Origin of the sequence: Nocardiopsis camelliae (assembly GCF_028993595.1) — a bacterium.
GTDB lineage: Bacteria > Actinomycetota > Actinomycetes > Streptosporangiales > Streptosporangiaceae > Nocardiopsis > Nocardiopsis dassonvillei.
This window is the reverse complement of record NZ_CP118614.1, coordinates 6,571,814-6,589,456: the sequence shown is the minus strand read 5'-3', so window position 1 is coordinate 6,589,456 and position 17,643 is coordinate 6,571,814. Positions and strand designations below refer to the sequence as shown.

The window sequence follows — 17,643 nt, the reverse complement described above, 5'->3', positions numbered from 1 at the left end:
TCGGTGCCCGTGCTCCCGCCGGTCTCTGTGCCCTTCCCTGTCTCGGTGCTCACGACCGGCTCCCCTCGTCCGCTCCGCGCAGGACCAGCTCCCGGTAGTCCGGCCGCGTGGCCACCAGCTCCCCGTGCGTGCCCACCGCCACCGCCCGCCCCTCGTCCAGCAGCACCACCCGGTCCGCCCGCGCCAGCAGCAGCGGCGAGGTGCCCGCGACCACGGTGGTGAGCCCTTCGCGCGCCTCGTGCAGCCGGGCCGCGACCAGCGCCTCGGTGTGCGCGTCCACCGCCGAGGTGGGCTCGACCAGCATCAGCACCTCCGGTTCGGCCAGGACCGCGCGGGCCAGCCGCACCCGCTGGCGCTGCCCGCCGGACAGGTTGCGGCCCTGCTCCTCCACCGCCAAGTCGAGTCCGTCTGGCAGGGACGAGACCAGGTCCAGCGCCCCTGCCGTCCGCAGCGCCTCCATGACCTGCTCGTCAGTCCGGCCGCCGTGCACCGCGATCACCTCGCGCAGCGGACCGGCGAACAGGTACGACTCGTTGTCGCCGACCAGGACGCGGTCGCGCACCCGCTCCACGTCCATGTCGCGCAGCGGCACCCCGCCCCAGCGGGCGTCGGAGTCGGTGTAGCGGCCCAGCCGGTCCACCACCAGCGCCGCGTCCCCGGGCCGGAGCGACACCAGGGCGGTCATCGACCCCGGCGGCACCCGCGTTCCGCTCTCGGAGTCCAACAGCTCGGCGGGGCCCTCCGGGGGAGCCGCGCCGCCGCCCTCCGGCAGGTCGGGCCCGGACCTCAGCAGTTTCACCACCCGCTCCAGCGACACGTGGCCGTGGGTGAGGGCGCTGGCCGCCTCGATCAGGAAGAACACCGGCATGATGAGCACGGCCACGTAGCCGTACACGGCGACCACCTCGCCCACGGTGATCTCCCCGGCCACCGCGAGCCGGGCGGCGATCCAGGTGACCACCGCCAGGAAGACCACCGGCAGACAGGAGCTGACCGCCTCGAACCAGCTGTTGGTCGCGCCGAGCCGGTACCCCTGGCGCAGCAGTGAGGCCGAGCGCTCCCGGTAGCGGGTGGCGAACCGCTCCCGTCCGCCGATGCCGGACAGCACGCGCAGCCCGGCGACGATGTCGCCCGCCAGGGTGGTCAGGAGCCCTTCCTGCTCGCGGTAGCCGCTCTGCCCGCCGCGCAGGCTGCGCAGCAGCGGTCCCAGGGTCAGGGCGAGCAGTGGTACGCCGATCAGCACGACTGCGGCCAGCAGGGGTGACACGGTCAGCAGCAGGACGGCGACCGAGGCGTAGGCGATCACCGAGCCGACTCCCGGCCCGGTCATGGTGAGCGTGTGCGCGATCCGGCCCACGTCCAGCACTTGGAGGGCGGACAGCTCTCCGGAGGAGAGCCGTCGGGGCAGCGCCGCGCCCAGCCGGGCCGCGTGTCTGGCCATCACGCGCATGGTCCGCAGCGAGGCGTCCATCCGCACGAGCGTCATGGTGCGGTGGCGCATGATCGACACGGCCGCGTTGAGGATCCCCGTGCCCGCCAAGGCGCCCACCCACAGCAGTAGCGCGCCCCGGTCCCCGGACCGTAGTCCGTCGTCGACGGCGCGGGAGATGAGGTAGGGCATCACCATGAGGCCGACCATCCAGACCGTTCCCCAGAAGGCTCCGGCCAGGACTCGCCACGGTTGGGAGGCGATGAGCCACCACAGGTAGCGCCAGGGGCCCCGGGCGTCCGGTGTGCCGGGTTCGGGCACGCGCGGACGCGGGCCGGTGTCGGCGGCGGACGTGCGGGGGGCGGGTGCCGCCTCGGTGCCGGTCACGGGGCCTCCGTTCGGATCGTCGGACCAGGGGTTCTCGCTCTTTCACCTTCATGGAAACAGGGCCGACGCCGCGCCGGAAGGCGGCTCCTACTTCTGTGGAAAACTCCGGAGTACGCGCTTTTAACGCGCTCTCAGAAGCACCATCAGCAACATCAGAAACACCAAAATCAATCTTCACATGAGAAAACAGAGCGCTCATATGCGGATGTTTCTCATAACGCGTACGTCACAAAAACCCGATATGGCCATAAACCGCAGCAGGGCGCGCATCATATGTCGGTGGCGAGTCGGAACGGGAGCGGACAGAGGGAGGCCATCGGGTCGTGACGAATGGCGCGCAGGTGCCGGACGGTCATGAGACACCGGTCGGGCAGGAGGCGCAGGCCGTGTGCTACAAGGAACTCGTGGACCCCGGCTGGTCGGGGCCGCCCGGCCGCCGACGCCCCGTCCTGCTCGTGCACGGCCCCCGGGGGTACGGCAAGTCCCACTTCGCCCTGCACAAGGCCCGTGAACTGGAGAGGCTCGGCGTCCCCCACGCCCACCTCGACCTCGCCGACGTCAGGTACCACTCCAGCGTTCCCGACGCCTTCGCCGCGATCTCCTCCCACCAGGAGAGGGGCCTGGCCCGCGCCCTGCGCTACTACGGACGTCTCCAGTTCCCCCGGCTCTGGATCAGCCTGATCACCGTCCGCCTGGAGATCGACGCCGACGCGGCGCCGGGCGACGAGGGCGACATCAGGAGCCGCAACGACCGTGCGCACGCCGAGATCACCGCCCTGGTGGACCAGGTGTGGCCCAGCGGAATGGGACGGCTGAGCAGGTTCCTGAGCGAGGCGGGCGACCTCATCCCGCCCGCCGAACTGGTCGGCGTCGACCCGCTGCCCGTCGACCTCGCCCGGTGGGCCGCCGCCGTGTCCGGCATGGGCGCCCGCGTCCTGGAGCGCGTCTTCGAGTGGATGCGCGCGCAGGGCCAGGGCGGGCAGGCCCGGGAACAGGTGGCCGACTCCCTCTACCACCTGTGGCTCCAAGCCCGCGAGCCCGACGCCGTGGACGCGGTGTCCCGCATCTCCAACCGGGAGAAGGTGGCCCGCTTCCTGAGCGAGGCCCTGTTCACCGACCTCCAGCACGCGGCCAGGCGCGTGGGCTACCAGCCCACCCCGGTCCTGCTGCTGGACAACGCCGACCGGGGCGTGGGGCCCGTGCTCCTGCGGTCCCTCGCCGAGGTCCCGGCGCCCTTCGCCCGGAGCGGGCTCCTCGGCGGCGTCGGCTTCCCGGAACCGTTCACCGTGGTCGCCACCTCGTCCGAGACGGTCGAGGGCGTACCCCTCCAACGGTTCTACGAGGACACCCGGCAGTACATGCGCTTCTCCCCCCTGGAACCGCTCGACCGGCGCGCCATCGGCGAACTGTTCTCGCGCGCCCGCTCCCGCGCCAAGGGCAGCGGTCACGTCTCCAACGAGATCGTCGACCTCCTCGCGGACTTCACCGGAGGACACCCCGGAACCACCGCCCAGCTCGCCGACGCCTGGGTCGCGGTCCGGGGCACCAGCCTGCACGCCGCCCTCGCCCACCGCCCCGTCGACCCGGCCACCAGGCTGGAGTCGGCCGTGACCGTGGAGGAGGGCATGCTCGCCACGGCCCTGGGCGTAGACCCGGACCGCCTCGACCAGCGCCTGCGGGAGGCGCTGGTCACCTGTTCCGCCGCCAGGGACCCCGACGCGGGGTTGTGGCTGAACCGGTCGGGCGAGCTCACCGAACGCGTCGAGGAGGACCGCCTCCTCGACCACCCCCTGTGGGACCGCGCTGCTCCGGAGGCGACCACCGTGCTGCGCCGCCTCCTGTCCCGCAGTCTGGCCCGGCGCCCGAGCGGAGCCCCGGGGGACTGGGACGCCGTCCACCGCAGGCTCGCCGACCACTACCAGAGCGGGGAGTCCGACAACCGGCGCTCCGCCGAGTGCGCGATCTACCACCGCCTCTGCGCGGGGCAGCTCACCCGCGTGGCCTGGCACCTCCAGGGCTGGCTCAAGGCACCCGACATCGGCGGCGAGGAGTGGGTCCGCCTGCTGCGGGGCGTCACCGCGGCGCCCCTGCGGGTCCGTCCGTCGTTCCCGCTCCTGGACGCGTGGACGCACACCTGGCAGCGGCACGCGGCCCCGGAGGGGGCGGAGGGAGGTGAGGAGACCGAGACCGTCCTCAAGCTCGTCGCGGCCCGCCAGATCCTCAACGACCCCGACCTCTTCCGCTCCGGGGCGCTCCACTCGGTCTGCCACATGGCGCTGAACGACCTCGCCGGACGGGCTCCGAAGGGAGCGGCGCACATCTTCGACGAGGCGGCGTGGCACCTGCGTCTGGTCGCCAAGTTCGGCGCCAAGGCGTGAGCGACCGCCCACCACAGAAGGGACGACCATGACCGGCCCCCACAACGCCCCCCTGTCCCCGCACGTGCCCGGCGGTCCGGGCTCCCTCGTCCGCAGGCGGCTGCGGCGCTGGTGGAAGCTGGTCGTCCCGGTGCTGGTCCTCCTGCTGTTGGTTCCGGTCGCCCTCTACTGGGACGTGTTCACCTGCGGCGGGCCCGGAAGCGGCGTGCGCCTGTCCGAGGGGCAGTGCGTGGGCGTCACCGACGGGTCGTACATCTACCACGAGGAGTACACCGAGGTGCAGGCGGCCATCGCTGAGGAGAACACCCGGGTGGCGGAGGAGGCCGACGGGCACGTCGTCCGCATCGCCCTCCTGGGCACGCTCACCTTCGGCGACGTCAGCCCCATGGACCCCGTCCGTATGGTCAGGTCACTGGAGGGGGCCCACACCGCCCAGATGCGGGCCAACCACACCCCCCACTTCGGTGACCGGAGGCCGGCGATCCAGCTCCACCTGGCCAACGTGGGCGGGCAGCAGGAGAGCTGGGAGCCGGTGGTGGACGAACTCGTGGCCATGGCCGAAGACGAGGAGAATCCCCTCGTTGCGGTGATCGGCATGGGCGTGAGCGTCAGCTCCACCCGGGACGTGGCCGCCCGCCTGGACGTGCACGGCATCCCCATGGTCTCGGCCGCGGTCACCGCTGACGGCCTGGCCCACCCCGAGACGCCGGGCCTGATGCGCGCCGCGCCCAGCAACACCGAGTACGTGCGGGCGCTGCGTGCCTACCTCGACGATCTGGAGGAGACGCCCAGGGCGAGCCTGGTCTACGACGCCAACGAACCCGACCTGTTCGTCTCCTCACTACGCGAGGCCTACGAGAACCAGCTCGGCGTGTACATCACCGGGCACCCTCAGGAGTACACCGGCACGACCGTCGGGGACCCGCCCCGTGCGGGCCTGTTCCACACGGTGACCCTCAACGTGTGCGCCTCGGACACCGACACGGTGCTCTTCGCGGGGCGGGCCCCGGACCTCAAGGAGTTCCTCGCCTCCCTGGCCAGCCGGGCCTGCTCCGACCAGCACTTCCGGGTGCTGTTCTCCGTGATCGGCCTGACCGCCGTGGACGACGAGGAGGTGATGGGCTACCTGCGCGACGGGGACATCACCCTGGTCTACGCCTCGTCGATCGATCCGCGCTGGAGTACTGGACAGGTTCCCGAGAACGCGCCGCCGCACTACGGGTCCTTCGTAAGCGCCTTCCGCGAGTACGTGGGGGGCGAGGGTCCCGACGCACTCAACAACGGATACGCCCTGGTCAACCACGACGCGTTCGCCGTGGCGGCCAGTGCGGTGCGGATGACCAACGGGATGGACCTGGACGGCGGCCCGCCCACCGCGGAGGAGGTGGCCTCCCAGCTGATGCTGCTCAACAGCGCCCACGAGGTACGGGCGGGCGGCGGGACCCTCGGTTACAGCGACGAGTACGGCGGGGAGGCGGTCGGCCGGTACGTGCCCGTGGTGGAGTTGCCGATGGAGGGGGAGGAGCCCAGGGCCCACCCGCACGTCATCGGCGGTGTCGCAGGGGTGTGACTTCCTGGTTCTGGGCGGCTCGCTGATCGTGTGCCCGTTCGGCACGGTGAACGCGTGGGCCTGTGTGGAATCATCGGTTGGATCGGACTCGGCTTTGTGGGTGGAATGTCTGTTTCTCGGGAAGTTGGAAATTCGGCTGCTTGCCGCTGGTAAGTTCCCAGTTCAGCGAGTCTGCTCCCCGCGCACGCGGGGATGGTCCCAGCAGCCCTGGAGGCGCGCGTTCCGCATCCCGCTGCTCCCCGCGCACGCGGGGATGGTCCCCAGCACCGACACCGGCAACGCGTCCTACGCGGCTGCTCCCCGCGCACGCGGGGATGGTCCCGCGGCACCGTAAGGCCCGGTCAGGAAGGACGCCTGCTCCCCGCGCACGCGGGGATGGTCCTGAGGGACGCCTCAGCCTCGAAGTCGGGCAGGGCTGCTCCCCGCGCACGCGGGGATGGTCCCGCCTGGGCGCACCGACTCCGCAAGGGAGACAGCTGCTCCCCGCGCACGCGGGGATGGTCCCATCCGCAGCTTGGCCGAGAAAACGGGCGTCCCCTGCTCCCCGCGCACGCGGGGATGGTCCCGAGACGGGCTGGAACAGGTCCACGCTCCCAGTCTGCTCCCCGCGCACGCGGGGATGGTCCCTTCCGCCGGTGGGCCCGGTCCATGGCGGGGTTCTGCTCCCCGCGCACGCGGGGATGGTCCCGCGACCAGCACGGGCAGCAGCACCACCAGGGCCTGCTCCCCGCGCACGCGGGGATGGTCCCGTCACGGAGGACGGATATTGGCCGATACCTAGCTGCTCCCCGCGCACGCGGGGATGGTCCCCGTCCACCAGGGCGAACCCGTGGTCTCGCTGACTGCTCCCCGCGCACGCGGGGATGGTCCCAGCCACCCGGTACCGGCCTCCTTGCGCGGATCCTGCTCCCCGCGCACGCGGGGATGGTCCCGAGGGGGACGGGTGGTGAGCACCGCCGACCTGCTGCTCCCCGCGCACGCGGGGATGGTCCCCCCGACGGACTCCTCGTCAAGGACGGGCGTGTCTGCTCCCCGCGCACGCGGGGATGGTCCCAGCTCCGTGATCTCTTCGAGGTGGCCGTCGCCCTGCTACCCGCGCACGCGGGGATGGTCCCCCGTGGGCGATCGTCGCCCTGGTCGTCACTCCCTGCTCCCCGCGCACGCGGGGATGGTCCCGACCGTGGGAACGGTGTCTGGCGAGATCGGCGCTGCTCCCCGCGCACGCGGGGATGGTCCCGGCACCAGGTAGCCGCCCGCGCTGTCGGTGCCCTGCTCCCCGCGCACGCGGGGATGGTCCCTTCTGGGTGGCCGCCGCGGGGTCGTTGGCCCACTGCTCCCCGCGCACGCGGGGATGGTCCCGACCGTGGGAACGGTGTCCGGCGAGATCGGCGCTGCTCCCCGCGCACGCGGGGATGGTCCCGGCACCAGGTAGCCGCCCGCGCTGTCGGTGCCCTGCTCCCCGCGCACGCGGGGATGGTCCCCGAGCGGGCCGTCCCGTGCCGGGGATCGGCGACTGCTCCCCGCGCACGCGGGGATGGTCCCGGCCTGTTCCGGCGTATCCACGTGCCCGTGATCTGCTCCCCGCGCACGCGGGGATGGTCCCGCCGCCGTGTACCTGTCTCGCCGCCTGGCGTGCTGCTCCCCGCGCACGCGGGGATGGTCCCGCCGCCGTGTACCTGTCTCGCCGCCTGGCGTGCTGCTCCCCGCGCACGCGGGGATGGTCCCCATGGCCGCTTCCTCCAGGATGAGCACGTCGACTGCTCCCCGCGCACGCGGGGATGGTCCCATGGAGATTTTCGACAGCCAGGCTGTGATCGCCGACAGGGAAGGCGACAGACACGAACGGCTGGGAGCCAGCGCTACCCCGGTCCGGCACCGCGCAACCGGCGCTGTCCGGGACCGGCCGATTTTCATGGCAGGTAGTGGCAGGAGGGTTACCCTCTGTGTGACCTGTTCCCCTGTGTAAGGAGCGCCATGGCCAAGCATGAGGGCCAGCCCAAGCCCAGCAGGCCGTTCGAGCCCGAACCGCCTTCGCCGGACTCCCCGACACCTGGCGGCGGCACCCGTGAGAAGCCCAAGGGATGACGGGCCCCGCGTCCCTCGCGGACGACCTGAGCCGGTCGGGGTACCTGACCGACCGGCGCTGGCACGCCGCCTTGGCCGCCGTCCCCCGGGAGCTGTTCATCCCGGCCGCTGCGATGGCCGTGCCGGTGGACGGCTCACCCCCGTACCCGATCGACCGTGACGCCGCCCCCGACGCCTGGCGCACCGCCGTGTACACCGACACCGCTATCGTCACCCAGCTCGACGACGGCGCCACCGAGCTGTCCGTGGGCGTCGGCGACTACACCAGTTCCGCGTCGGCCCCCGGGATCGTGGTCGACTTCCTGGAACTGCTGGACCCCTATCCGGGCGACCAGGTCCTGGAGGTCGGCACCGGCACCGGATGGACGGCCGCCCTGCTCACCTCCGAGCTGGGAGCGGAGGCGGTCACCACCATCGAGGTCGACGATCAGGTCGCCAAGGAAGCCGCCACCAACCTGGAGCGCGCCGAGCTGGCACCGACCCTCGTCGTCGGTGACGGCACGGACGGCTGGGCGGACGGGGCCCTCTACGACGGTGTACACGTCACCTGCGGCGTCCGCACCGTCCCGCGCGCCTGGGTCGCGCAGACCCGGCCCGGCGGCCGCATCGTCCTGCCGTGGGTGCCCGGCTTCGGCCATGGCCACCAGACCCGCCTCACCGCCATCGGTCAAGGCTGTGCGGTCGGCCGGTTCACCAACGGCAGCACGTACATGATGCTGCGCTCCCAGCGCCCGCCCGCCCCAGCGGCCGACGAGGGCGGCGACTGGCGGGAAGGTTCCACCTTGCTCGATCCGCGGCGCGTTGTCGGCGCCGACCCGGGTGCGCACGTCGCCATCGCGGGAATGCTCCCGGGTCTGTTCGGGCATGGCGCGAACGGCGAGGCGGGCACGTTCCAGCTCTGGCTCTGGGACGGCGACGGGTCGGCCGCACGCGTGGCCTACGATCCGCGGTACACGCGGTGCGGCGTCGAGCAGCAGGGGCCTCGGGCCCTGTGGGAGGAACTGGAGCGCGCCTACCTCACCTGGGTCGGCTGGGGACAGCCCGGCCGGGCCCGGTTCGGGCTGACAGTCACCACCGAGGGCCAGCAGGTGTGGCTGGACGAGCCCACTCGCCTGGTAGCGGTCCCGGCGTGACGGTGTCTCGTTTCGTACAGGCTCCTCTCCCGGGATCTAGCACTCGCGGAAGCGGGAGCTTCCGTGGCCGCAGAACGAGTACACGAAGGCCCCTGGCGACCAAGGTCACCAGGGGCCTGTCATTTGGGCTGGGTCAGTCGTCGGTCTTCACGGAGGTGACGAACCGACGCCACTCCGGCGACTCGAACAGCAGGTGCCCTCGGTCGTGGTACTTCGTGTCGCGAATCGCTGACACTCCAGGGGCGTCGGCGACCTCGACGCAGTTGCCGCCACTGGGCTGGCTGTAGCTCGACTTACGGAAGTTCAACAGGGTGGGAACTGAGGTCATGGTCTTCTACGCGATCATCTGTCGAAGGTGGTCGATCGTCTCGCCGGGATGGGAGCGCTTCGGGCGCACCGTGACCACGACCAGCCATTGTAGGTGGATAGTGCCCGTCAACCCTGGGCGGTAGGGCGATCTCGGGAATTGAACACAGGAAAGCCCCGGCCTCTTGGCCTGGGCTTCCCTGCTGTCGGCCTCTAGCCTTGCGAGTTCTTCACCGTGGTCACCAGTTGAGCCCACTCGCGAGGGGCGAACATCAAGTAGCCCTGCTCTCGATTCTGGGTGTCTCGTACGGCGGAACCAGTCGGCATGTCCGCCACCTCTACGCAGTTCTGAGGCTGGGAGTAGGAGGATTTCCGGAAGAGGTCAGTGGGGATCGAAGGTTTGGTCACCGGGGCCTCTCGTCATGTTGTCCTGTTACCTCGGCATGGTGCTCATGAACGCTGCCCACTCGGTGGTGGTGAACATGAGGTGCCCCTGCGCGCGGTTCTTCGTGTCACGCATGGCCGCTCCGTCCTCGGTTTCAGCGACCTCGACGCAGTCGTTGTTGGTCGCGCTGTAACTCGCCTTGTGGAAGGGCGACTGTTCGTCGTTCTGGTCCTGGTGCACGGGCGCTTCCTGTTTTGTGCGTGTTACCGGGAACGGACGCTGGTGAGGAACGCTGCCCACTCAGCTGAGGGTGCCTCCAGGTGACCGAGGTGACGGTTCTGCGTGTCACGGACGGCGGCACCGGTATCGGTGTCCGCTACCTCGACGCAGTTTCCGGATGTGGGCTGACTGTAGCTCGATTTGCGGAAGTTCAACGGGGTGGGAACTGAGGTCATGGTCTTCTACGCGATCATCTGTCGAAGGTGGTCGATCGTGTCGCTTGGACGGAGGGTGGCCAGGCGCAGGCGGTTCACCAGGTTTCTGTATCGGGCAATTTCTTCGGGCTCCTCCAAGTAGACCCCATTGGAGTCCTTCTCTAAATAGACCACCGTGGGGTCGGCCGGTTCGGGGAACTCCAGAATGACGAAGAAGCCTTCGTTCACCGCGCACGCTGGGATGGTTCTAGGTAAGGGTGTCCCACCTCTTGTGGGGCGGAAGAGGCTGTCGGGATGGGAGCGCTTCGGGCTCACCATGACCACGACCGGCCACCAGGGGTGACTCGACGAGCCCACCCGCCTGGTAGCGGCCCCGGCGTGACCGTGTCTCGTTCGTACAGGCTCGTCTCCCGGGGTCGGTATCTAGTCGAAAGGACGCGAACACGATTACACTCCGTGGCGGGTGCTTAGGTATAAGCACGGGGAAGGCCCTCGACGCACGTCGTCGGGGGCCTTCTTCGTGGGCGGTCTACAGGCTGCTGGAGCGCACAGTCCCCAGGAGCGCCGTCCACTGAATGCAGGAGAACGCCAGGTGTCCCTCCGCAGGGTTCTGGCTGTCGCGAACCGCAGCACCGCTGGGCAGGTCCGCGACCTCCACACAGTTCTCGCCCTGTGCGGAGGAGTAGCTCGACTTACGGAAGTTCAACGGGGTGGGAACTGAGGTCATGGTTTTCTACTCACTCATCTGTGAAAGGCGGGCGATCGTCTCGCCGGGACGAAGAGCGGCCAGGCGCAGGTGGCTTATCGCAGTCCGGTATCGGGCGATCTCATTGGGCTCCTCCAAGTAGATCTCACCAATGTCCGTCTCCAGATAGACCACCGTGGGGTCGACCGGTTTTGGGCACGCCAGAATGAGGAGGAAGCCTTCGCTCCCTGATCACGCGGGGATGGTCCCGATCAAGGAAGGGTGCTCCGTCTCCTGGGGGTGGATGAGGCTGCCGGGACGGGAGCACTTCGGGCTCATCGTGACCGCCACAAGCCACCAGGTGTGGAGCGGCCCTGGCGTGACCGTGTCTCGTTCGTACAGGCTCGTCTCCCGGGGTCGCCCTGCGAATACCCGCCGGGCGCGGACGCTACAGTGATCACGGAACGAGTACACGAAGGCCCCTGGCGACCAAGGTCACCAGGGGCCTTTCGTTTGGACTGGGTCAGCCGTCGGTCTTCACGCAGTCGACGAACCGACGCCACTCCGGCGACTCGAACAGCAGATGCCCTCGGTCGCGGTACTTCGTGTCGCGAACGGCCGACACTCCGGGGGCGTCGGCGACCTCCACGCAGTTGTCCTTCTGTGTGTACGTCGATGTACGCCAGGTTTCATCAGGGAACGAGTACATGGGGCTTCCTATCGGGTGAGCATCTTCTTCAGGTAGGGGATGGTCCGCTCCTCGTCGAGAGCTGACGTGCGGATGTGGTCCCACAGCCGCCGATACTTGGTGACCTCCGCCTCCCGTTCCAAATAGAGCCCGTCGGTGTACGTCTCCAGATAGACGATCGGGTCGGCGGGCTCAGCGAAATCCATGATGACGAACGGGCCCATGGCCCCCGCGTGGACACCGGCGTCCGTGGGCAGCACCTGGATCGTGATGTGCCCGGAGTTGTCCGCCAACTCGACCAGGTGGTCGACCTGCTCACGCATCACTTCCGGGACGCTGGCCAACCGCTGCAGGGCGTGTTCCTCGATGACCGCCCACAACTGGGTGGGGCTGTCTCCCGTGAGGATCTGCTGTCGGCGGATGCGTGCGTCCACCGCCCGCTGTATGTCGTCGGGGTCTCGCCAGAGCCGGGCGCGCTGTATGAGCCGCGCGTACCCCGGGGTCTGCAGCAAGCCCGGGACACCGAACGCTTCGTAGTTGGAGATCCCGTCGGCTTCGGCTTCCAGTTCGACGTAGGACCCGCTGAGGATGTCGTCGTACTTGGTCCACCAGCCGCGCTGTTGCGCGTGCCGGACCAGGGTGAGGACCGCTTCGTACTCCGGCCTCTCAGGGCCGACGCCGTACTCGGCCATGAGCGCCTTGATCTCGACCACGGACGGTTTCTTCCGCTCGCCGGTCTCGATGTGACCGAGCTTGGCCCGGGACCACTCCAGCCGCTTCGAGGCTTCGTCCAGGGAGAGACCTGCCTCCTTACGCATCCTTCTCAGGATGGCGGATAGCTGGCGTCTCCGGATCGTTGGACTGGCTGCCACCACGGCCTTCCCGCTGCGCTTCGGCTGCTTCTTCGTGCTGCTGATGGTAGCCCCCAAAGGCGAGAAACGGACATTTAGCAATCTCAGGGTTAGCAATCTATTGAGTAGCACTTGAATCCTAGATTTCTAGGGTTCATGATGAGGACTGTACTCGTTCCCTGTCGCCCCGTTCCAGGCGGCACATCAACAGGAGGTCGCCTCGTGCGATACCTGATCCAGTTCTTCGTCATGCTGTGGCGGGCGATAGCCCCGCCCGCTCGGGGACGCCACACGCGGTCCGCGCCGCCTCCCGCTCGAACCCAAGCCCCATGCCGCCGCACGCCCGTGCGCCGCCGCTGGGAGTGGCAGGACCCGCCGCCCCCTCCTCCGGAGCCCGTCGAACCCCCGGTGGAGCGCGACCTCATCCCGCCCTACTACCGGGCATGGGAACAGGCGCGAACAGACAAGCGGTCCGTCCCCGACCACCTCGGCGGCGACCTCCTGCACGTCATCACCCCGGCCGCGCCGCCACCGCGCCCACCGGGCGACCTCACCGACCTCGCCGCCGTGGTCCGCCAGTGGCACACCGCCCAGGCCGCCCAGACCGCCCAGACTGTCCAGGCCATCCAGGCCGCCCGAACCTTCGAAGGGGTGCGCGCGTGACTCCCCTCGCCTTCCGGTCGCGCCGCAGCCGTAGCCGCAGCAACCGCGTCCGCCCCTTTCTGACCGTGCTCCCCACGGCATGGGTCAGCGTCGCCACGGGCGCCTTTCCGATCGTGCTCACCGCCGCACACCAGGTACTCCGGGAGGCGAAGCGATGATGTCCGCGACCACCGCCGTCACCATCACGGACCTGACGTGCGACGACGTCCGCCTGTGCCGTGAGGCCAACGGTTCCGGCTCTCTCGTCTCCCTGGCCGTGGCCGCCTGCCACGTCGACCTCTCCCCGGGCTGGAGCGCGCACGGCCGCGCCGCGCGCGTCGCCGCCCTGGAGAAGCTCGCTCGCCTGGCTCAGCAGGCCGCCCGCGAGCTGCGCGAGTCCGGTCAACGGCAGGGGCACGAGCCATGACCGCCGTGCCCGAGCCGCGCCGCGAACCGAGGACCGTGTTCGAGGTGCACGAAGTGGAGAGCAGGGAGGCCCTGCGCGCCTGGGCCCGCGCCCACCGAGTGAGGGTCCGCTACCTGGGCTCGACCTGGCAGCACGAGGAGGTCTACGGCGCCCAGAAGGGCACGCAGGTCCGTGTGTGCCGCACCCCGTGGGAACACCACCGCTTCCACCCGATCGTGTGGAGGTCACCGCTGGAGGCACTGCCACTGGAGAAGCCGCCGTCCACCCCCCGGCAGTGCACGCCCACTCCCTGAACCGGCCGCGCGCCGGGTGGCTCCGAGCCCCCGGCGCGCGGCCCTCCACCCTTAACCCCTTTGGCTTCCGCCCCGCCACGCCCCTGACGAAGGACTCCCATGGCCCACGCACCCCGCACCGACCTGCCCGTTTCCCTGCTCACCGTGGCCGAGGTGGGCGACCTGTTCAGGGTCAATCCCAGGACCGTGAACCGGTGGGTCGCACAGGGCCGCATCCCCGTGGTCCGCACCCCCGGCGGCCACCTGCGCTTCGTCCCGGCCGAGGTTCGCCGACTGCTCCGGGCCGACCAGCGGCCCACCGCCTGAACCCCGGCGCGGAGCGGAGGCGACGCCCCGTCCCAGGCCGGAAAAAAGATTCTGTACGCCGTACGGAATTATCTCCGAATCCCTTGTGTTCCCTCGATCGTAGGCCGTACTGTACGGCGTACGACAAGCGTGGAGAGGGGAACGCTGTGAACACGACCGGAGGCGCGGTCACCGCGCGCGGTCTGGGCAAGCGCTACGGGAAGAGCTGGGCGCTGCGCGGGTTCGACCTGGACGTGCCCGCGGGCAGCGTGTGCGGGCTGCTCGGGCCCAACGGCGCTGGCAAGACCACCGCCGTACGCGTCCTGGCCACGCTGCTGCGCGCGGACGAGGGCACCGCGCACGTCGCCGGGTACGACGTGGCCTCCCAGGGGGACGCGGTCCGCCGGAGCATCGGACTGGTGGGCCAGAACGCCGCCGTGGACGAGGTGCTCAGCGGACGGCAGAACCTGGAGATGTTCGGCCGCCTCTACCACCTGGGCGCCCGGCGCGCCGCCGCGCGGGCCGACGAGCTGCTGGAACGCTTCCGCCTGGCCGACACCGGACGCAAGCCGGTCAGCGCCTACTCCGGCGGCATGCGCCGCCGCCTGGACCTGGCCGCGAGCATGATCCTGTCCCCGCCCGTGCTGTTCCTGGACGAGCCCACCGTCGGACTCGACCCCCGGGGCCGCAACGAGGTGTGGAACGCCGTCCGCGCCCTGGTCGCGGGCGACACCACGGTGCTGCTCACCACCCAGTACCTGGAGGAGGCCGACCAACTGGCAGACCGGATCTCGGTGGTCGACTCCGGCCGCGTCGTCGCCGAGGGCACGCCGGAGGAACTCAAGTCCCGGCTGGGCGGTGACCGGCTCGACGTGGTGCTCCACGAGGCCGCCGCGCTGGACCGGGCCGCCGCCCTCATCGGCCGGGTGACCGGAGAACAGCCCGAGGTCGAGGCCGACGCGCGCCGGATCGGCGCCGGTGTTCGGAACCGGGTCGCGGCCCTCACCGAAGTGGTGAGGGCGCTGGAGGAGGAGGGGATCGAGGTGGAGGACGTCGCACTGCGCCGCCCGACCCTGGACGAGGTCTTCCTGCACCTGACCGGCGGTCATGGCGACCGAGGGGACCGCGGTGACCACGGTGACCGCGACGGCCACGGGGACCGCCGTGGCCGTGAGGGCGTCGGTGAAGCTGGCGAAGTCGGTAACGGCGGTGGCGGTCGTGACGGCAGTGGCGGGAGCGACCGTGACGCCGATGGCGGCCGTGACGTCAGTGACGGAGGTGACCGCGACGCCGGTGGCGGTGACGGCCACGACGTTCGTGGGGAACGCGGTGACAGCGGGGAACACGGCGAGCGCGGAGAGCACGAGGACAGCGACGACCGAGTGGGGGAGAGCCGATGAACGACACCGTCATCCGGGGCGCGGTGTCCGCGCCCGCCGACCGGCTGCGCTGGGCGCTGGCGGACGGGTGGACCATCGCCCGGCGCGACGTCGTGCACTGGTTGCGCCAGCCCGGTCAACTCGTCGCGGGACTGCTGTTCCCCGTGGTCATGGTGCTGATGTTCGGGTTCCTGTTCGGCGGGGCGATGACCGTGCCCGGCGGCGGGGACTACCGGGAGTTCCTGATGCCCGGCATGTTCGCCATGGCGATGGTCTTCGGGGTGGGCGAGACGGTCACCGCCGTGTCCCAGGACGCCGCGCGCGGGGTCACCGACCGGTTCCGCTCCATGCCCATGGCGCCCTCGGCCGTCGTGGTGGGCCGGTGCGCGGCGGACATGCTCCGGTCGGCGATCACCCTGGGCCTGCTGGTCCTGTGCGGCCTGCTGGTGGGGTGGCAGTGGAACGGCGGCATCGGTGAAGCCGCCGCCGGGATCGGGCTGCTCCTGCTGCTGCGCTTCTCGCTGGTGTGGGTGGGCGTCTACGTGGGCCTGGCCGTGCGGGGCGAGGGCGCCGTCACGGCCGTGCACATGCTGGAGTTCCCGCTGGGCTTCCTGTCCAACGCCTTCGTGGCGACGGCGTCCATGCCGGTGTGGCTGGGCGCGGTCGCGGACTGGAACCCGCTGTCGTCCACGGTCGCCGCCACCCGGGAGCTGTTCGGCAACCCGGGGTGGGGCGGGGAGAGTTGGATCGCGCAGAACGCGGTGCTCATGGCGGTGGTCTGGCCGCTGGTGCTCACGGCGGTCTTCTTCCCGCTGTGCGTGCGGCGGTTCCGGGCGCTCGGCCGCTGAGGGCTCGGGCGTCCGGGCGCGGGCCCGGGCCCTCCTCCAACGCGGTGAGGAAGGCCCGGGCCCGCCTGCGTTGGCGTGCGGTGAGCGGCATCGCCACGAACAGCATGAGGGGGAACACCACAAGGCCCACGACGCTGCCCCAGAACCCGGGCCCGGTGGTGCTCATCGTTACCGACCACAGGTTCAGCGCGAGGCCCAGGCCGAAGATGGTGGCCATGGTCTTGGGCCAGTAGGGCTGCCTCAGCGCGGTCTCGGCCTGATGACGGGCGATCTGGTTGACCACGGGGTCAGCCCCGGGGGTTCCCCGGCGGACCAGCCGCCCGGCTTCACGCAGCCTGGCCCGGTCAGTTTCCGGCGGAAGGGGCTCTTGGGGCATCACCCGCACCATGAGCACGGCGAACACGCCCATGCCCGCGCCGAAGAACACACCGAGGGCTACCCCGGCCCCCACGAGCCGGAGTGGGTCAGAGATCTGGGTGGTGGACCACAGAGTCACCGCCATGATGGTGCCGAAGGGGATTCCGGCGAGGATTCCGTTGACGACCCCGTAGCCGACCGGGTTGCGTCGGGCGTAGTCACGAATCCGGACGAACAGGGGAGGGCGCTGCTTGTTCATCGGCTCACCTTTCCGTACGCGGTTTCGTGGAGTGCGCGCAACCTACGTGCTCTTCCCACCAGCCGGGTCTGGAACGGGACCAGGAGCAGGGCCGCTCCGAAGAAGGCGAGGCAGTTGGCCTGGAGTGCCATCTGGTTCAGGTCGCCCGCCCGGGCCCCCGAAGCGAAGGCGGCGGCACCCATCGCGAGCATCAGGACGCAGGAGGCGACGGGGATCAGACGCAAGGCCGGGGAGGACAGGTGCCCCGCGTTCCAGAGGATGGTGTCCGCCCATGCCCGGGCCACCTGGTCGGTCCAGGCATCGTTGCTGAGCACACCTTCGCTCACCAGTGCCCTCGCGGTCCGTGCCTGTGCTGGCGTGGTCCACGGAGGAAGGCGTCCCGGCCGTACCGGCCCTCGGAGGGACAGGAGGGGGAGCAACAGAGAGAGGGGGAGGACGGCCAGGCCCACGGTCGCGGCCGCGGGCGACAGGACCGCCGCGAACTCCCCCCACCCCCGGAACACTCCGGAGACGTCCTCCGAGACGTCGAAGAGCATCATCGCTCCGCCGTTGAGGGCCTGGGACCCCAAGAACACGCCGAAGAAAACCGCCAAGGCCGTCACCCAGCGGCCGTACGACCGGGCGTAGCCCTCACCGACGTTCGGGACACGGACGTTCGGGGGCTGGTGCACGCATCCTCCGCGGGCCCGGGGCAGGGGGAAACGCGGTCGGGCCGGTGCCGCGCCTGCCTGAATCCTAGACGAGACAGGGCATACCGGGCGCGGCGTGACCGTCTCCGGCCGCGCACGCGTTTCCATGTACGGTCCACCGTCACCGGCTGCC

Annotated in this window: 21 protein-coding genes and 1 CRISPR repeat array; of the genes, 9 read left to right on the top strand and 12 right to left on the bottom strand. The window is 70.4% G+C overall.

The window, feature by feature from the left end:
- Nucleotides 1–49 precede the first annotated feature (49 nt).
- A complete protein-coding gene (locus PV789_RS28745) occupies nt 50–1,816 on the bottom strand; it encodes an ABC transporter ATP-binding protein (RefSeq protein WP_274975427.1) in 1,767 nt (588 codons plus the stop codon).
- Between the two features lie 323 nt (nt 1,817–2,139).
- On the opposite strand from PV789_RS28745, the gene PV789_RS28740 reads away from it, so the two are divergent.
- From PV789_RS28740 to PV789_RS28730, 3 genes are all read left to right on the top strand, one after another.
- Nucleotides 2,140–4,194 carry a hypothetical protein gene (locus PV789_RS28740; RefSeq protein ID WP_274975426.1) on the top strand — a complete coding sequence of 685 codons (2,055 nt, stop codon included), beginning with the start codon at nt 2,140–2,142 and terminating at the stop codon, nt 4,192–4,194.
- 28 nt (nt 4,195–4,222) lie between these two features.
- Entirely contained in the window at nt 4,223–5,764 is a 1,542-nt protein-coding gene (locus PV789_RS28735; RefSeq protein ID WP_274975425.1) for a type 1 periplasmic-binding domain-containing protein, read from the top strand.
- 171 nt (nt 5,765–5,935) lie between these two features.
- Nucleotides 5,936–7,550: a CRISPR direct-repeat array (repeat unit 29 nt; unit sequence CTGCTCCCCGCGCACGCGGGGATGGTCCC).
- Between the two features lie 295 nt (nt 7,551–7,845).
- A complete protein-coding gene (locus PV789_RS28730) occupies nt 7,846–8,982 on the top strand; it encodes a protein-L-isoaspartate O-methyltransferase family protein (protein ID WP_274975424.1) in 1,137 nt (378 codons plus the stop codon).
- Nucleotides 8,983–9,115: 133 nt separating this feature from the next.
- Here the strand turns inward: PV789_RS28730 and PV789_RS28725 are convergent, their stop codons facing one another.
- The 9 genes from PV789_RS28725 to PV789_RS28685 form a co-directional block, all read right to left on the bottom strand.
- Nucleotides 9,116–9,310: a DUF397 domain-containing protein gene (locus PV789_RS28725; RefSeq protein WP_274975423.1), complete on the bottom strand. Its 195-nt coding sequence runs from the start codon at nt 9,308–9,310 to the stop codon at nt 9,116–9,118.
- A 191-nt stretch (nt 9,311–9,501) separates the two neighbouring features.
- The gene (locus PV789_RS28720; RefSeq protein WP_274975422.1) at nt 9,502–9,696 is read right to left on the bottom strand and encodes a DUF397 domain-containing protein; all 195 of its coding nucleotides are present in this window, start codon (nt 9,694–9,696) and stop codon (nt 9,502–9,504) included.
- A gap of 25 nt (nt 9,697–9,721) precedes the next feature.
- The gene (locus PV789_RS28715; RefSeq protein ID WP_274975421.1) at nt 9,722–9,913 is read right to left on the bottom strand and encodes a DUF397 domain-containing protein; all 192 of its coding nucleotides are present in this window, start codon (nt 9,911–9,913) and stop codon (nt 9,722–9,724) included.
- A gap of 23 nt (nt 9,914–9,936) precedes the next feature.
- Entirely contained in the window at nt 9,937–10,128 is a 192-nt protein-coding gene (locus PV789_RS28710) for a DUF397 domain-containing protein (protein ID WP_274975420.1), read from the bottom strand.
- Between the two features lie 6 nt (nt 10,129–10,134).
- Nucleotides 10,135–10,425 carry a Scr1 family TA system antitoxin-like transcriptional regulator gene (locus PV789_RS28705; RefSeq protein WP_302475410.1) on the bottom strand — a complete coding sequence of 97 codons (291 nt, stop codon included), beginning with the start codon at nt 10,423–10,425 and terminating at the stop codon, nt 10,135–10,137.
- A gap of 211 nt (nt 10,426–10,636) precedes the next feature.
- Nucleotides 10,637–10,834, bottom strand: coding sequence for a DUF397 domain-containing protein (locus PV789_RS28700; protein WP_274975418.1), 198 nt, complete (start codon nt 10,832–10,834; stop codon nt 10,637–10,639).
- 6 nt (nt 10,835–10,840) lie between these two features.
- Nucleotides 10,841–11,017: a Scr1 family TA system antitoxin-like transcriptional regulator gene (locus tag PV789_RS28695; protein ID WP_274978281.1), complete on the bottom strand. Its 177-nt coding sequence runs from the start codon at nt 11,015–11,017 to the stop codon at nt 10,841–10,843.
- Between the two features lie 298 nt (nt 11,018–11,315).
- On the bottom strand, nt 11,316–11,501 hold the full coding sequence (locus PV789_RS28690; protein WP_274975417.1) for a DUF397 domain-containing protein: 186 nt from the start codon (nt 11,499–11,501) through the stop codon (nt 11,316–11,318).
- A gap of 8 nt (nt 11,502–11,509) precedes the next feature.
- Nucleotides 11,510–12,352: a helix-turn-helix domain-containing protein gene (locus PV789_RS28685; RefSeq protein WP_274975416.1), complete on the bottom strand. Its 843-nt coding sequence runs from the start codon at nt 12,350–12,352 to the stop codon at nt 11,510–11,512.
- A 201-nt stretch (nt 12,353–12,553) separates the two neighbouring features.
- On the opposite strand from PV789_RS28685, the gene PV789_RS28680 reads away from it, so the two are divergent.
- From PV789_RS28680 to PV789_RS28655, 6 genes are all read left to right on the top strand, one after another.
- A complete protein-coding gene (locus PV789_RS28680; RefSeq protein WP_274975415.1) occupies nt 12,554–12,994 on the top strand; it encodes a hypothetical protein in 441 nt (146 codons plus the stop codon).
- Nucleotides 12,995–13,151: 157 nt separating this feature from the next.
- The gene (locus PV789_RS28675) at nt 13,152–13,400 is read left to right on the top strand and encodes a hypothetical protein (RefSeq protein ID WP_274975414.1); all 249 of its coding nucleotides are present in this window, start codon (nt 13,152–13,154) and stop codon (nt 13,398–13,400) included.
- Nucleotides 13,397–13,693, top strand: coding sequence for a hypothetical protein (locus PV789_RS28670; RefSeq protein ID WP_274975413.1), 297 nt, complete (start codon nt 13,397–13,399; stop codon nt 13,691–13,693). The genes PV789_RS28675 and PV789_RS28670 overlap by 4 nt, the downstream gene beginning before the upstream one ends.
- Before the next feature lie 99 nt (nt 13,694–13,792).
- Nucleotides 13,793–13,999, top strand: a complete 207-nt coding sequence (locus tag PV789_RS28665; protein WP_274975412.1) for a BldC family transcriptional regulator — start codon at nt 13,793–13,795, stop codon at nt 13,997–13,999.
- A 146-nt stretch (nt 14,000–14,145) separates the two neighbouring features.
- Entirely contained in the window at nt 14,146–15,378 is a 1,233-nt protein-coding gene (locus PV789_RS28660) for an ATP-binding cassette domain-containing protein (protein ID WP_274975411.1), read from the top strand.
- Nucleotides 15,375–16,205, top strand: a complete 831-nt coding sequence (locus PV789_RS28655) for an ABC transporter permease (RefSeq protein WP_274975410.1) — start codon at nt 15,375–15,377, stop codon at nt 16,203–16,205. The genes PV789_RS28660 and PV789_RS28655 overlap by 4 nt, the downstream gene beginning before the upstream one ends.
- Here PV789_RS28655 and PV789_RS28650 read toward each other — a convergent pair.
- On the bottom strand, nt 16,150–16,821 hold the full coding sequence (locus PV789_RS28650) for a hypothetical protein (protein WP_274975409.1): 672 nt from the start codon (nt 16,819–16,821) through the stop codon (nt 16,150–16,152). The two genes, PV789_RS28655 and PV789_RS28650, sit on opposite strands and share 56 nt — an antisense overlap.
- The gene (locus tag PV789_RS28645) at nt 16,818–17,492 is read right to left on the bottom strand and encodes a hypothetical protein (RefSeq protein WP_274975408.1); all 675 of its coding nucleotides are present in this window, start codon (nt 17,490–17,492) and stop codon (nt 16,818–16,820) included. The genes PV789_RS28650 and PV789_RS28645 overlap by 4 nt, the downstream gene beginning before the upstream one ends.
- Nucleotides 17,493–17,643 lie beyond the last annotated feature (151 nt).